Here is a 14,682-nt window from a genome sequence, read left to right as displayed (position 1 = left end):
AGTGCAAAATAATTCTACATTTTCTATAAAAACTATTCTAACCGGTGCCCAAATGCTGTTTGTTGCATTTGGTGCGTTGGTACTAGTGCCAATATTAACTGGCCTAGATCCTAGCGTAGCCTTGTTTACCGCTGGTTTAGGTACTTTGTTGTTTCAATTTGTGACTAAAGGCCAAGTGCCTATTTTTTTAGCTTCGTCATTTGCGTTTATTGCGCCCATTATTGCCTCAGTACAAATGTGGGGTATACCCGCCACTATGGGGGGGTTAATGGCGGCGGGCTTTACTTATATGCTATTAAGTTTATTAGTGAAGTTTAAAGGCACAAAAACCTTGCATAAAATTTTGCCGCCAATTGTGGTAGGCCCAGTCATTATGGTGATTGGTCTAGCGCTTGCGCCTGCGGCGGTTAATATGGCGATGGGTAAAAGTGGCGATGGTGGCACACAAATTATTGCCTACGACAGCGCTATTATTATCTCTATGTTCTCATTGCTCGTTACTTTAGTGTTTGCCGTGTGGGGTAAAGGGGTATTTAAATTAATACCTATTTTAGCCGGTGTTGTTGCCGGTTACACGCTATCGTTATTTATGGGTATAGTGCAATTTGAAGCCGTAAGTAATGCACAGTGGTTAGCTGTGCCAAACTTTGTGTTACCAGAGTTTAAATGGCAAGCCATATTATTTATGGTGCCGGTGGCAATTGCGCCTGCTATTGAACACATTGGCGACATGATGGCAATTAGCCAAGTTACAAAAAAAGACTATTTGAAAAAACCAGGACTACATCGCACCTTATTTGGTGATGGTTTAGCTACTTCTGCCGCATCCTTATTTGGCGGCCCACCGAACACCACTTACTCAGAGGTAACTGGTGCGGTAATGCTTACTAAAAACTTTAACCCTAAAGTAATGATGTGGACTGCCATTATCGCAATTTGCTTAGCATTTGTTGCTAAAATGGGCGCTAGTTTGCAAACCATTCCGGTGCCAGTAATGGGCGGAATAATGATTTTATTATTTGGCTCTATTGCGGTTATTGGTTTAAACACCTTAGTTAAATCGGGCGATGACTTAAGTGAACCGCGTAATTTAAGTATTGTGGCACTTATTTTAATTTGTGGTATTGGTGGTATGTACATAGGTAGTAGTGAGTTCAGCCTAGAAGGTGTGAGCTTATGTGCTATTTTAGGCATAGTATTAAACTTAGTATTACCCAAAGCACAGAGCAACCAGAGTTAAGTTTGCACTGTGGTTAAAAATATTGCACCAAAAAAGCGCATTTTAAATGCGCTTTTTTTTTAACCTACTAAAAAGTAACAATAAATAATATTGGTCTAGTAACTGCATTTCCTTAGTCATACCCTATAGTTGACTCAGGGATTGTTATATGGAGACCAAGAGTGTGGATATAAATGCTTTTTTAGTAAAACACCAACTGCCGTTGAAATATCAGTATATTAGCGAGCAGTATTTTTCTGCTATTGCGCAGGACATTCTAACCAGTAAAAAAACAGCCCCTATATTTGTCGCAATTAATGGCTGCCAAGGCTCAGGAAAAACCACACTTGGTGATTATTTAGTAACTTGGTTTAGCCAAAATACCCACCTAAACTGTGTTGCGCTTTCTATTGATGACTTTTATTTATCAACTCAAAAACGCCAACAGTTAGCGCAAGATGTGCATTGTTTATTCGCCACTAGAGGCGTTCCGGGTACACATGATGTTGCGCTGATGGATAAAACCATTAGCCGTTTATTAAATACTGAAGTAAATGTACCGCTGCCGCGTTTTGATAAGCAACAAGATGAACCCGTAGCAAAAAATAAATGGTTAACTAATAGTCAGCCGATCGATGTTGTTATTTTAGAAGGGTGGTGTGTAGCCAGTGAACCACAGCAGCCTTTTACTTTAGTTGAGCCTATTAACGAGCTAGAAAAATCATACGATCAACAAGGGTTATGGCGTCGCTGTATTAACAGCTGTTTAGCCAATGAATATAAAACCGTTTTTGATAAAATCGATTACACAATTATGCTCAAAGCCCCGAGTTTTGATGATGTGTTTGCGTGGCGCCAAGAGCAAGAACACAAGTTAATTGCCAAACAAGGGCAGGGCGCAGGCACTATGACTGATGAGCAGTTATTGTGGTTTATTTCTCATTTTGAACGCATCACGCGTGAAAACCTCAACACCCTTAGTGCTAAAGCAAATGCACTTATAGAGCTCGATAGTAATCGAGATGTAACTGCGATGGTGCTTACAAGCGATAGTATTATACAACCTATCATTTTTACCGATTTAGATGGCACATTACTCAATCACAGAGATTACAACACCGATGCGGTAGATACCTTATTACAAGAGCTGCAATACAGCGGTGTACCTGTGGTATTTAATACCAGCAAAACATTTAGTGAAGTAGTGGCACTGCAACAAGCGCTTAATATTACACAGCCTTTCATTGTTGAAAATGGCTCGGCTGTTTATATTCCTAAAAATTACTTTAATCTCAGGCCAATTGGCTGCAGCGAATACCAAGGCTACTGGTGTTACTCGTTTGCTGCACCCATTAGCAATTTATGGACTGATTTAAAACGCTTAAAAAAAGACTACGGCGACCAATATAGTTTGTTTAGTGAGCTGACCAGTGAGCAGGTAATGAAAATGACAGGATTAAACCAGCTACAAGCAACGCAAGCACAAACCCGTCAATACTCAGATCCGCTCTACTGGCATGGCGATGAGCAGCAACTAAATGAATTTATCAATGCGATATCAGTATATGGCTACGAGGTTAAAGTAGGCGGGCGCTTTGTTCACATTGGAAAAAATACCGATAAAAGCATGGCTCAGCAGTGGTTAGTGCAGCAGTTTAACGCGCAGTTTACTAAAGCGCTGAGCATTATTGCGCTAGGGGATAGTGAAAACGATAAGCAAATGCTAGAAGAGGCTGATATCGCCATTATCATTACCAATCCAGAGAGTAAAAAGCCAGTTAAATTAACTTATAACAAAGCGCGCTATTCTCAATTGCCGGCACCACTAGGGTGGGTTGAAGAAATTACAGCACTACCTTGTATTAACAGTATTTTACCCAGTTCTGAGGAGTATAGTTTACATGGCTGATTTTTATCAAAATGGCATTATTACAACACTACATAACATTGCTAATAGACCCGTAGACGATTTAGAAAAAGAGTTGCTTGGCTTTAGTAAACAGCGACCAATGGGGCTTATATTGCCTTCATTATTTAGTGAGTTAGAAGGCCCTGCTTTACAAAACATTGTCAAAGAGCTGCAACAAGTACCGTATTTATCGCAAATAACTATAGGCTTAGACAGAGCCGACGAAAGCCAGTATCGCTATGCATTGAACTTTTTTAAATCGCTCGATCAAAACCATAAAGTGTTGTGGAACGATGGCCCACGTTTGCAGGCGCTCGATAAAGAGCTTCAAGCTTTAGGTGTGGCGCCACGTGAGCTCGGTAAAGGCCGTAATGTGTGGTATTGCATGGGCTATAAACTCGCTACCGCGGAGGTTGAGTCAATAGCACTACATGATTGCGATATTTTAACTTATGACCGAGGCTTATTAGCGCGATTAATTTATCCCGTTGCGCATCCTCGATTTAACTATGAATTTTGTAAAGGCTTTTACCCGCGTACTGCCAATGGAAAAATAAATGGTCGAGTATCGCGTTTACTGGTTACTCCGTTATTACGCTCGTTTAAAACCATATTAGGCAGCAGAGACTACCTTGAGTATATGGACTCGTTTCGTTACCCATTAGCCGGTGAATTTTCGTTTAGACGCGATGTATTAAACGATATTCGTATTCCTAGTGACTGGGGATTAGAAATTGGCGTATTAAGCGAGATGTACCGTAATTACTCCCATAACCGCCTATGCCAAGTTGATATTGCCGATAACTACGATCATAAACACCAAGAATTATCGCTGGACGACCAAACCGCTGGCCTTTCTAAAATGTCTATTGATATAACCAAAGCGTTATTTAGAAAGCTAGCGACCCAGGGGGTTACCTTTACCAGCGAAACCATTCGCTCATTAAAAGCGACTTATTACCGCATTGGTTTAGACTTTATTGAAACCTATCATAATGATGCGTTAATGAACGGCTTAACACTTGATATTCACCAAGAAGAAAAAGCGGTAGAAATGTTTGCACAAAATATTATGAATGCTGGCCAACACTTTTTAGAAAACCCAATGGAAGCGCCATTTGTGCCGAGTTGGAACCGTGTAGCTTCGGCGATGCCCGATGTACTAGATCGATTAAAAGAAGCCGTTGAGCTTGATAACGAACAATACAGTTAAATTGGTATACTTAAACGAGGCGCCTGTGAACATAGTTAGGGAACAGTTATTTCAACGAGTCGAACAACATTTACATACTATTTATCAAGGGGTTGAGTTACCTATGCCGGTAGCTGAGTTGGCTGAAGAATTAATCACCTTGATATTGAGTAATAACCCACTTCGAGATCCTACGCCGCACACTAATCGCTGGGATGAACAAGATATTATTTTAATTGCCTATGGCGATTCTATTATAAATCATGAAGACAGTGAGTTAGCAGTTGGAACTCCCCTAGAGGCGCCGTTAAAAACCTTGCATCGCTTTATAAAAGAGCAGTGCGATCACCAGCTTAATGCACTGCATATTTTACCTTTTTATCCGTACAGCTCAGATGAAGGGTTTGCGGTAATGAACTATGCGCAAGTTAATGAAGCGCTGGGCGATTGGCAAGATATTAACGCGATTGCAAAAGATGTAAAGTTAATGGCGGATTTAGTGATTAATCATTGTTCTAGCCGAAGTCTTTGGTTTGAAAACTTTTTAACCGATACACACCCAGGGAAAGACTATTTTAAAACAGCCAGTTTAACTGACGATTTAAGCCAAGTCGTGCGCCCACGAACTTCGCCATTATTACATACGGTCGCCACAGCAAGCGGTGATAAGCATGTGTGGTGTACATTTAGTCATGATCAAGTGGATTTTAATTTTGAAAACCCTGAGGTTTTAAAAGAGTTTGTTAGCATTATTCGCCACTATTTAGATAACGGTATTCGCTTATTTCGTCTGGATGCTGTGGCCTTTTTATGGAAGCAACTTAATACCAGTTGTATAAACTTGCCACAAACTCATGAAGTGGTGCGTTTACTGCGAACGCTGATTGAGCATGCCGAGCCCAGTGTGGTAATTATTACCGAAACCAATATTCCTAATCAAGAAAACCTATCTTACTTTGGTAATGCCAACGAAGCCCATGCAATTTATAACTTTGCCTTGCCGCCGTTGTTATTGCATACCTTACTTAGCGGTGATAGTACGGCGCTTAAGCACTGGATGATGAGCATGCCGCCAGCGCAAAACGGTACCGCATATTTTAATTTTATAGCCTCGCATGATGGCATTGGTTTGAGACCAATTGAAGGCTTATTACAACCGAGTGAAGTTGCTTCGTTAGTAAGTACGACCATGCAGTTTGGTGGGCGCGTTTCAATGCGTACCAGTCACGATGGTACGCATACCCCCTATGAGCTAAATATTGCCTTGTTTGATGCCTTACAAGGGACGCATAACGGCGCAGATAAATATGGCCTTGAGCGTTTTTTGTGTGCTCATGCCATTATGTTTGCAATGGAAGGAATTCCAGGGCTATATATACACAGTTTACTTGGCACCACTAATGACTATGAGCGCTTTGAAAATTCGCAGCACAATCGTGCAATTAATCGTCATCGCTGGCAAGAATCAAAATTATTAGCGGCGATTGAAGAAAAATATAGCCATCATCATCAGGTGTTCAAGGGAATAAAACAGTTATTAGCTGTGCGTAAAAGGCAAGCAGCATTCCATCCTAATGCCACACAATTTACTTTGCACTTAGGCGAGGGGTTATTTGGTTTTTGGCGACAAAGTATAGACCGCCAACAAAGTATTTTTTGTGTTTATAATATTAGCAGTCAGCCACAAAGCTTAACCTTAGCCGATTTAAACTTAATAAACACTCAGCAATGGGTTGAGCTAATTTCTAAAACAACACTCGATGACGCGCTACAAACCATGCAGTTAGCACCCTATCAAACGCTTTGGTTATCTAATAGGGCATAGATAGCATTAATAAAATAGACAATATACATTCAGAGTTTTAAATAAAATAACTGCATTGTAAAGGGGCTTTACAGTGCTATTGCTCAAGCGCTAAAAGTAGATTTTCTATGGTAAATTCATACCAGTCAGCGCGTGTTTTACTAAACTGTATAAAGTTTATTTCTGCAAGGCCAGTAGTATTTATCGCCTTGTATAAGGGAGTGTTTTCCTCAGTAAGCGGGTCAAAAATATCAGCTGTACGATGAAGCAAAGGACTAAGTTTTGGTTGAGTATGGTTGTCGAACAAATTAACTAGGGCATAAGCACCTAGTAACACATGACCTCCAATAGATACATCAAGTGCTGATTTATTACTTGGTGGAACCTCCCAGTTAATACCGCCCACAATAACCTGAGATTGCATGTTTAGCTGTTTTAATGCCCTTTTTGCGCCAAAAGCAATGGCATCATTCGCACACCAAATAATGTTAATTTCAGGGGCTTGCTGCATATACGCTAAGGTTTTTGTAAACCCTTCTTGTTCAGACCAATTGGCAACCTCTTTAGCGGTTAAGGTGACTTGCGGTGTTTGCGTTAAAAAATCCATTAACCCTTGTGTGCGCATAATAGAAGCAGGCGTTGCATAGTCGCCTAATAACGCCAATATATGTGCGCTAGTTGTTGTTTTATTGGTAAACTTTTTATAAAGCTGCTGCATCAATGATTTACCTGCAACGCGATTATTTGGGGTAATACTACCGACTATGTTAGTGCCATTTTCACGTAACATGTCAAGTGATGCAGGTGAGGGACGATTTAATAAAAAGTAAATAGGGACATGTTTACTGTCTATTTTAGAGAGGTATTTACTGGTAACATTTTTTTCGTTTACGAGGATCAGATAATCGGGCTTATCATTTATAGCCTGCTGAATAAGCTCTTTCATTAAAATATGATTTCGATTTGCGTATTCTACCGTTAATGTCACATCTAAATCAGTGGCTGCATTTTGCATTATTTTAGAAACATCAAACCAAAAGTTTCCGGTTTTGTTTTGTGCATTTTCAGAGTCGGAAAAACCAGGATTAATAAATATGACTTCTAGGGCATAAGCACTATAACTACCCAACAGAAGGCAGGTAAATGTTAGCAGGCGGTATAATTTAAACAAGGACATACATTTCTCTATAAACTTTCTAAAGCTCAATTTATCCTTGCTAAAGTACTCCGTGGTGACATCTAGGCGTTATGCTATATAATACCTCAGTAAGTTTAGCATGTATGCAACAATTATTTTTTAGGGTGTATTAATGAAAGCAGTTTTGTTGTTAATGGTATTAATATTTAGTCAAACAGTTGCCGCAAATGAAATGAGCGACTTAGAAAAAACCATGAAAAACATTGGGCTTGCTTATAAACAAAGTGTTGAAGCAACCCAGTTAGCAGAATTTAATGGCGCTATTGATGAATTTATTAAATTGATAGAGCAAAGTAAGCAAGCCAAGTTTTATAAAGAAGCTGAAAAGTCGGTGCAAGGGTTAGATAAGGTACTTACTCAAGCCCAGTTAGCCAAAAAAGTAGCGAACGAGCAAGGGCTTGAGGCGGCAAAAAAACCACTCAAAGCAATTGATAATTTACGCAAAAAATATCACAAATTACATGAGCCTCCAGGCTTTTTTGAATTATTGTTTGGAAAATAAGGAATAGTAATGGAAATTTCGGTTTCAATGTTAGACGGTCAAAAATTAAGTGCTAAGTTTGGTGAGCATGAAGTTATAAGCGACCAAAGCATAAACGCTGGTGGTGATGCAGAACATCCAGAGCCGTTTGACTATTTTTTAGTAAGCATGGTGTTGTGTGCTGGTTTTTATGCGCGTAAATTTTGTCAGCAAAGAGAGATCTCGACCGAAGGGATGACACTGACACAAAATAACGAAAATGTAGATGAAAACGGTAAGAAGCTTTTTTCAATCGAAATTGGCTTGCCAGAAGGTTTCCCAGCTAAATATAAAAAAGCACTGATTGCTGCGGTAAATACATGTACCGTGAAAAAGGTTATTCAAGCAGTGCCTGAGTTTTCTGTTGTAGTTAAATAGACCCTAATAATAATGCCGAGTATAAACTCGGCATTATTTTATCTTGCTACTTTTTCTTCATACCCTGCACGGCTTTAAATCTAGGGTTATCTTTACATATCACGAATACTCGCCCTTTGCGCTTTACAATTTGACAACCTGGTCGTTGTTTTGCACTTTTTAATGAACTTAAAACTTTCATTTGCTTTCCTTTTTAGCAGTAGAGAGGTTTTTAAACCGACGATTAAATTGCGCAACGCGTCCATCAGTAGCGAGCGTTTTTTGTTTGCCTGTATAAAATGGATGTGAGTCACTTGAGACATCAATAGGAACATAAGGGTATGTTTTACCCTCAATTTCTATGGTGCGATTGGTTTTAATGGTTGAACCAATAATAAAGTAAGAATCAGCTGCAGTATCATGAAAAGCAACCACATGGTAATCAGGGTGAATATTGGGCTTCATAAAATGCCTTTAGTGTTATGTGATAGTATATCATTTAATTTAACGTATTTATTTTCCCTTTGCAAATCATTTTAAATAGCCTTAAACGAAGTGTAATTGCTGTGTATTTGCACAAAACAGTCAAAAAATAAGCACTTAGATCAAAAGTACTGGCTATTAGTATTTAGGCTGCTATAACTAGACTCAGCGAACAAAATAATAAGAATTTAATAACGTTAATAGAGGTAGTTTTATGAGTGACGCTCAGGCACAACAAGACCAAATCGACCAAGGAGTCATGGATACTCTCAGAGAGCGTGACCACAGTATATTGGCTAAGCAAGTTGATTCGTTAGGGTGTACTCATAACGACATCATTGAATTACTTGCTCATTATTTAGCATTAAGCGAACAAGAAGATGATGAATTATTTGATGACTGGTTTGACGCGCTTTCAAAAGAACAACACACCGTATTAAAAGTATTTGAAGTATATCGTGGACAGTACGAGCACCAAAACTAATTCATTTGGTTGCAATAACTACGTTTTGAGGTGGCACAAAACTGCTTGAATGTAATTTAGTGTTAAAAAAAGTGTGTGTTTTTATTCCTAAGCAAAATAAAAATCACACTTTTTTAATACAAGACCCCTAACTATGGCAACGAGCAGTTATTTTTAGCCAATGGAGATGCCAGCGAGACTTCAGGTTGCCAAATTCGCTGCCAAATATTACCGGCATTACTAAAACTAGGGCGCTGAGAGAGTCGTTCAAAATTACCCAACTTAATGCCCGAGTCTGTTTGCTCACCTACCACAAAGTTAAATACATATTGGCATTCCATACCCATTCTTAAATCTGACAAAATCACGTTATCGGTTTGCTGGCGAATAGAATAAAACCCTTTTGTAAACCATTGTAGTCTTTGAATGCCCCATTGGTTGTCAATAGGCTTAATTAAAGACGGTGTTGTATTGTAGGCATTTAAGGTTACATCACTGGGCGAGTCAAACACAGAGGCATACCCCTCGTAGTAGTGACCGTCAGACATTACCACTATACGCCAAAGTAAAGTGGTGAGCGGGGCAGGCGTACTAATATAGCCGGTTGCGTCAATATCGCGATTGTTCAGTGCTGTTTTTACCTTGTCGTCAATATTGAGTTTAAACACAAAGGCAAGGCATAAATACGCTGTGCTTAGGCTAAGTGTAATTGCATTGATTTTATAGGCTTTACTGGTACTTATTTTAGGTAATAAAGTAAAAGCTAAACCAATTAATAACGGCAAGGTGTAAAGGGGGTCAATAATAAACATGCTAGATACCGCAAAAGGGTATTCACTTAAGGGCCACATTAGCTGAGTACCATAAACGGTGAGTGAATCTAATAAAGCATGTGTTGATAAGCACAAAAACACCAACCAAAACCAACGAACTTTATAAGCCTGCATGCCTGTGTGTATTTTTAATATTAGCCATACAATTAGCGGGCTTATTAATAAATGGACAAATAAAGAATGGCTAAAACCGCGATGATAGGTAAATGCCTCTACACTGCCGCCATAGGGTAAAAATACATCTAGATCGGGTAAAGTGCCTAAAATAGCGCCCCACGCAACGGCTTTTCTACCTACTTTATTGCCTAGTACCGCGTAGCCTACGGCACTGCCTAATGCGACTTGTGTTAAAGAATCCATACTACCTCATCCAAATAATGCAACTGCAGTGTTTATACTCAGCTTAATCTTAAAACCGTCAATAATGTAAATTATTTCATTAAGTTGCTCTTTAAAATCAATTTAAAAGCGATTTATAAACTTAGTCGCGGTTGTATAAAATCTAAAAATGCAACGATACGGGAGGAAACCGCCCCATTTTTGTAATAAACGCCATAAATAGATTCTCGATTATTTGGGCTACTCACGCTGTGGGGTAAAACTTCTATTAATCGTTTTTTGGCTAAATCTTCAGCAATCATAAATTGTGAGAGAAGTGCTATGCCTTGATCAGCAATACATAAATGCCTAATGGTTTCGCCGCTGCTAGCCCTTAAATCAAAGTGCAGAGATTGCTCATGCTTCAAGGGCCATTGATTAAGAGTATTGGGCTCACTGAAGCCAATTAGGTTATGGTTTTTAAGATCTGAAACTTGCTGTAATGGTGGCGCATTTTTTACATAATCAGCGCTTGCGACCAATTTTAATTTACTTTGGCCTAATTTTCGCGCGTGCAGGTTTGAATCTTTTAAGTCTCCAATGCGAATAGCTAAATCTGTTTTGCGCTCAAGTAAATCAATAATATTGTCGTGTGAGGTAATATCGAGCGTGATTTGCGGGTATTGCTTTTTAAATTCATTAACAAGTGGCGCTAGTTGATGTAAAACAAAAGGGCTTGCTGCATCTATACGCAAGTGCCCGCTAGGTGCTTGCTTAAGTAGCTTTATTGTTTCTTCCCCTAAGAGCAGCGTGTTTAAAGCCTTTCGCGCATATTCTATGTATATATGCCCTTCCTCGGTCAGTTCTAAGCGCCGAGTTGTTCTGTTTAGTAATGTGCAGTTTAGCCTGCTTTCGAGGCGAGATAGCGCTCTTGAAACCTTAGCTACATTTAAATCAAGTAAACTAGCCGCACCGGAAAAGCTGCCACAATCAACAATGGTAATAAACATTTCTAGATCTTCAGTTTTAGCTTGAACAGGCATAAATTCACTTATTTATATTTGCAAAATAAACAAAAGTATTTTGCCATTTATGCTGTTTATTGCAAAGGAGTTTTTACACACACTATGCATCTATATTAAAAATGAGGATGTATTTATGCCATTGGCTTTATGGGCGCTTACCTTAAGCGCATTTGCAATTGGAACAACCGAGTTTGTTATAGTGGGTTTAGTGCCAACTATTGCAAACGATTTAGGCGTGAGCTTACCATCAGCAGGCTTACTAGTGAGCTTATATGCAGTTGGTGTAGCTATTGGTGCACCGGTACTCACTGCATTAACGGGTCGCTGGAACCGAAAAGTGGTACTTATAAGTCTTATGGGCTTATTTGTTATGGGGAATTTATTAGCTTGGCAAGCGCCGAGTTACGAAACACTAATACTGGCACGCATACTAACAGGCTTAGCTCACGGTGTATTTTTCTCTATTGGCTCAATGATAGCAACAAGCTTGGTAAGTAAAGACAAAGAGGCGAGCGCTATTGCAATTATGTTTACCGGCCTTACGGTAGCGCTTGTAACGGGTGTGCCATTAGGAACATGGATTGGCCAGCACTTTGGCTGGCGTGCAACGTTTTTAGTGGTTTCGGCATTAGGTTTAATTGCGCTAATTGGCAGCGCTATTTTAGTACCAAAAAACTTAAAGCAGTCTATTCCGGCGACGTTTAAAGAGCAGCTACAGGTTATTGTTAAGCCGCGCTTATTGCTCGTTTATTTAATGACTATATTAGGCTACGGCGGAACGTTCACCGCGTTTACTTATTTAGCGCCTATATTAGAGCAGCAAACTGGCTTTGCACCATCCGCTATTGGTTTAATAATGCTGGTTTATGGTGTGTCGGTAGCTGTTGGTAATATATGGGGCGGAAAATTAGCCGACAAGCGAGGCCCAATTAGTGCACTGAGTATTATATTTAGCGCGTTAACAATTATTTTATTGGCTTTCACCTTTACTATGGAATCAAAAGTAGCCGCAGTGCTGACTATTTTAATATGGGGGGCATTTGCATTTGGTAATGTACCAGGATTGCAGCTTTATGTAGTAAAACAGGCAAAAAAGCACACTCCTAATGCGGTAGATGTCGCATCGGGGTTAAACATCGCGGCGTTTAATATTGGAATAGCCTTAGGCTCTGTTACAGGGGGGCTTGTAGTCGAGCATATGGAACTAAAAGATACCGCATGGATTGGGGCCGTTGTTTCATTACTGGCTTTAATAGTTACTCGATACAGTGGTAGGCTAGATAAACATAATGTTCAGGTTAAATAAAGCCGAACTCATATAGGTTAGTCTTGAAATAAAAATCAATGACCTCAGTATTCACATGAGGTCAAAATTTTAAATCAAAAAAGTAATAGGTGTATTTAGTAAACACGTCGTTTGAATTTTAAACCTATTATTAAACAAGGATAAAGCTATGACACAACGTGTAATTGAAATGCCAGATTTAGGTATGGGTACTTTTCGTTTAGAAGGTAAAACAGCTTATGAATCTGTAAAAATGGCGTTAGAAGTTGGATTTCGCCACATTGATACCGCGCAAATATATGGCAATGAAGAGCAAGTTGGCCAAGCAATTAAAGACAGCAATATTCCTCGTGAAGAATTATTTATAACCACCAAAGTATGGAATAACAAGCTCAACAAAGCTGATTTTGTTGACAGTGTTAAAACATCTTTAGAGAAGCTACAGCTTGATTATGTAGACTTATTATTAATCCACTGGCCAGCACCGGTAAATAATGAACCCATGAGTGAATACTTAACCGAGCTACTGTTAACTAAAAAGCTGGGTTTAACTAAACATATTGGTGTATCTAACTTCACCATTGCCAACTTAAATGAGGCAATGCAAACCTTAGATCCTCGCGAAATATTCACTAATCAAATTGAGGTACATCCATATTTAACCAACACTAAACTGCGCGCTTTTTGCGATCAACATAAAATTCATGTTACCGCCTATATGCCATTTGTTGTGGGTAAGGTATTAACAGATCAAACCATTATTGATATTGCTAACAAGCACGATGCAACGCCAGCGCAAGTGGTTATTGCATGGGAAAATGCCAATGGCATGACCACCATTCCATCATCGACCAAGCGTAAAAACTTAGAAGATAACTTTAACGACAAAGTTAAACTTGATGATGAAGACATTGCGCGTATAGATGGCCTTGACTGTAACGACCGCCAAGCATCGCCAGACTTTGCACCACAGTGGGATCAATAACCAAAGAGCTAAAGCTAAAACAGGTGCAGTAAAGCTGCACCTTTATTTTTAAACAAGGAACACCCATGTTAACGGTAATTGCCACACTATCGAGTGAAAATAGCGATGCAGAGCGCCTTTTAATTGAGCTCGAAAACTTACAACAGTCCTCTCGCCAAGAAGTAGGCTGCCTGCGTTACGAGCTATCAGTTAAAAACGATGCTGAGCAAACTATCTATTTAGTGAGTGAGCAATGGGCGTCTAATGAGCATTTCGAAGCCCATAAAAACGCACCACACTTCAAGGCCTTTGGTGATGCTGTAGGTGCATTTATTTCTTCTACTAATATCGATGTGTACAAAACCATTGGTTAATTGCCACTAGGCTAATAGCAATGCTGGAGCTGTACTTACAGCTCTTTTTAAATATCATCCTTTTAAGCTGCCTCTTAAATCCAAAGCTGTTTCATAATAAAAACGATTTCATAATAGCAATTTTTAATAAGACACTGCTGTTTGCATAGCTACAGCTGGCTTGCCTGATATTACTGACACATTCTTTTTGCTGTGATTTTGCACCGTTATAAAGAGATTCAATGCTAGCTAATTGTTTAAAAATATTTTTTGACTATATTGTAATCAACTAAAAGGAATTAAAAATGGTAAGTTCACTCTATGATAAATACGAACATCTTACTGAGATGAGAAGTCTTATTTCAAAACACATCCTCATCATGTAACTGCGATTATGAAGTTCCGTGATATAGCGTACTCAGAGACTACCAAGCGTTTTGGGCGCAATGGACGAAATGATAAAAGTGATGCCTTTAGACATTGCTTTTGGTCAGCGACCCTATCACGAGATATCGGCTATAAGAATGCGCTAGAATTGACTAATGCTCATGAAAGTAGCCCTTTAAATATAGCTGAAGAGAAGACTATGGATTTTCATAATAATAGTGACGGTCTGAGGATTGGTATTTCAAACTCAGATAATACTAAATTATCCAAAATGTGTAATGATGCGTTGAGCGCTGGAAAATTAAAAGTGATTAAAAAATGAAATACATCTTAATAGCTTTTTCTTTGATTCTCTTTGCATGCTCTGAACCA

At 39.1% G+C, this 14,682-nt stretch carries 16 protein-coding genes; 11 read left to right on the top strand and 5 right to left on the bottom strand.

Annotated features, from left to right (window positions below; translation table 11 throughout):
- The first annotated feature begins 1 nt into the window (after position 1).
- The 4 genes from FLM54_RS18040 to FLM54_RS18025 all read left to right on the top strand — a co-directional run bounded on the left by FLM54_RS18040 (position 2) and on the right by FLM54_RS18025 (position 6,145).
- Positions 2-1,240: a uracil-xanthine permease family protein gene (locus FLM54_RS18040; protein ID WP_055011979.1), complete on the top strand. Its 1,239-nt coding sequence runs from the start codon at positions 2-4 to the stop codon at positions 1,238-1,240.
- Between the two features lie 148 nt (positions 1,241-1,388).
- Positions 1,389-3,128, top strand: coding sequence for an HAD-IIB family hydrolase (locus FLM54_RS18035; RefSeq protein WP_178957215.1), 1,740 nt, complete (start codon positions 1,389-1,391; stop codon positions 3,126-3,128).
- Positions 3,121-4,341, top strand: coding sequence for a hypothetical protein (locus tag FLM54_RS18030; protein ID WP_008115311.1), 1,221 nt, complete (start codon positions 3,121-3,123; stop codon positions 4,339-4,341). Before FLM54_RS18035 ends, FLM54_RS18030 begins: the two co-directional genes overlap by 8 nt.
- A gap of 25 nt (positions 4,342-4,366) precedes the next feature.
- Positions 4,367-6,145 (top strand): alpha-amylase family glycosyl hydrolase, encoded by a 1,779-nt coding sequence (locus FLM54_RS18025; protein WP_178957214.1) that lies wholly within the window; start codon positions 4,367-4,369, stop codon positions 6,143-6,145.
- A gap of 76 nt (positions 6,146-6,221) precedes the next feature.
- Here FLM54_RS18025 and FLM54_RS18020 read toward each other — a convergent pair whose 3' ends face one another.
- A complete protein-coding gene (locus FLM54_RS18020) occupies positions 6,222-7,301 on the bottom strand; it encodes an ABC transporter substrate-binding protein (protein WP_178957213.1) in 1,080 nt (359 codons plus the stop codon).
- A 133-nt stretch (positions 7,302-7,434) separates the two neighbouring features.
- On the opposite strand from FLM54_RS18020, the gene FLM54_RS18015 reads away from it, so the two are divergent.
- Both FLM54_RS18015 and FLM54_RS18010 read left to right on the top strand, forming a co-directional pair.
- On the top strand, positions 7,435-7,824 hold the full coding sequence (locus FLM54_RS18015) for a cytochrome b562 (protein ID WP_138607861.1): 390 nt from the start codon (positions 7,435-7,437) through the stop codon (positions 7,822-7,824).
- A 9-nt stretch (positions 7,825-7,833) separates the two neighbouring features.
- The gene (locus FLM54_RS18010) at positions 7,834-8,220 is read left to right on the top strand and encodes an OsmC family protein (protein ID WP_008463841.1); all 387 of its coding nucleotides are present in this window, start codon (positions 7,834-7,836) and stop codon (positions 8,218-8,220) included.
- 46 nt (positions 8,221-8,266) lie between these two features.
- On the opposite strand, the gene ykgO is transcribed toward FLM54_RS18010, so the two are convergent.
- Both ykgO and FLM54_RS18000 read right to left on the bottom strand, forming a co-directional pair.
- Positions 8,267-8,401, bottom strand: coding sequence for a type B 50S ribosomal protein L36 (ykgO, locus tag FLM54_RS18005; RefSeq protein ID WP_004586489.1), 135 nt, complete (start codon positions 8,399-8,401; stop codon positions 8,267-8,269).
- Entirely contained in the window at positions 8,398-8,664 is a 267-nt protein-coding gene (locus FLM54_RS18000; protein ID WP_008463845.1) for a type B 50S ribosomal protein L31, read from the bottom strand. The genes ykgO and FLM54_RS18000 overlap by 4 nt, the downstream gene beginning before the upstream one ends.
- 232 nt (positions 8,665-8,896) lie before the next feature.
- On the opposite strand from FLM54_RS18000, the gene FLM54_RS17995 reads away from it, so the two are divergent.
- Entirely contained in the window at positions 8,897-9,166 is a 270-nt protein-coding gene (locus FLM54_RS17995) for a hypothetical protein (RefSeq protein WP_178957212.1), read from the top strand.
- A gap of 131 nt (positions 9,167-9,297) precedes the next feature.
- Here the strand turns inward: FLM54_RS17995 and FLM54_RS17990 are convergent, their stop codons facing one another.
- Together FLM54_RS17990 and FLM54_RS17985 are read right to left on the bottom strand one after the other, a co-directional pair.
- A complete protein-coding gene (locus FLM54_RS17990; RefSeq protein WP_178957211.1) occupies positions 9,298-10,338 on the bottom strand; it encodes a metal-dependent hydrolase in 1,041 nt (346 codons plus the stop codon).
- A 113-nt stretch (positions 10,339-10,451) separates the two neighbouring features.
- Positions 10,452-11,339, bottom strand: a complete 888-nt coding sequence (locus FLM54_RS17985) for a LysR family transcriptional regulator (RefSeq protein WP_178957210.1) — start codon at positions 11,337-11,339, stop codon at positions 10,452-10,454.
- Positions 11,340-11,454: 115 nt separating this feature from the next.
- Here FLM54_RS17985 and FLM54_RS17980 point away from each other — a divergent pair, with 115 nt between their 5' ends.
- The 4 genes from FLM54_RS17980 (at position 11,455) to FLM54_RS17965 (ending at position 14,632) form a co-directional block, all read left to right on the top strand.
- Positions 11,455-12,627 carry an MFS transporter gene (locus FLM54_RS17980; protein WP_178957209.1) on the top strand — a complete coding sequence of 391 codons (1,173 nt, stop codon included), beginning with the start codon at positions 11,455-11,457 and terminating at the stop codon, positions 12,625-12,627.
- 148 nt (positions 12,628-12,775) lie between these two features.
- Positions 12,776-13,591 carry a 2,5-didehydrogluconate reductase DkgB gene (dkgB, locus tag FLM54_RS17975; RefSeq protein WP_178957208.1) on the top strand — a complete coding sequence of 272 codons (816 nt, stop codon included), beginning with the start codon at positions 12,776-12,778 and terminating at the stop codon, positions 13,589-13,591.
- Between the two features lie 65 nt (positions 13,592-13,656).
- Positions 13,657-13,944 carry a putative quinol monooxygenase gene (locus FLM54_RS17970; RefSeq protein WP_178957207.1) on the top strand — a complete coding sequence of 96 codons (288 nt, stop codon included), beginning with the start codon at positions 13,657-13,659 and terminating at the stop codon, positions 13,942-13,944.
- Positions 13,945-14,317: 373 nt separating this feature from the next.
- Positions 14,318-14,632: a DUF6973 domain-containing protein gene (locus FLM54_RS17965; protein ID WP_218648506.1), complete on the top strand. Its 315-nt coding sequence runs from the start codon at positions 14,318-14,320 to the stop codon at positions 14,630-14,632.
- The last annotated feature ends 50 nt before the right edge of the window (positions 14,633-14,682 follow it).

It is taken from the genome of Pseudoalteromonas sp. Scap25 (genome assembly GCF_013394125.1).
GTDB lineage: Bacteria > Pseudomonadota > Gammaproteobacteria > Enterobacterales > Alteromonadaceae > Pseudoalteromonas.
This window is presented reverse-complemented; position numbering and strand designations above follow the sequence as displayed.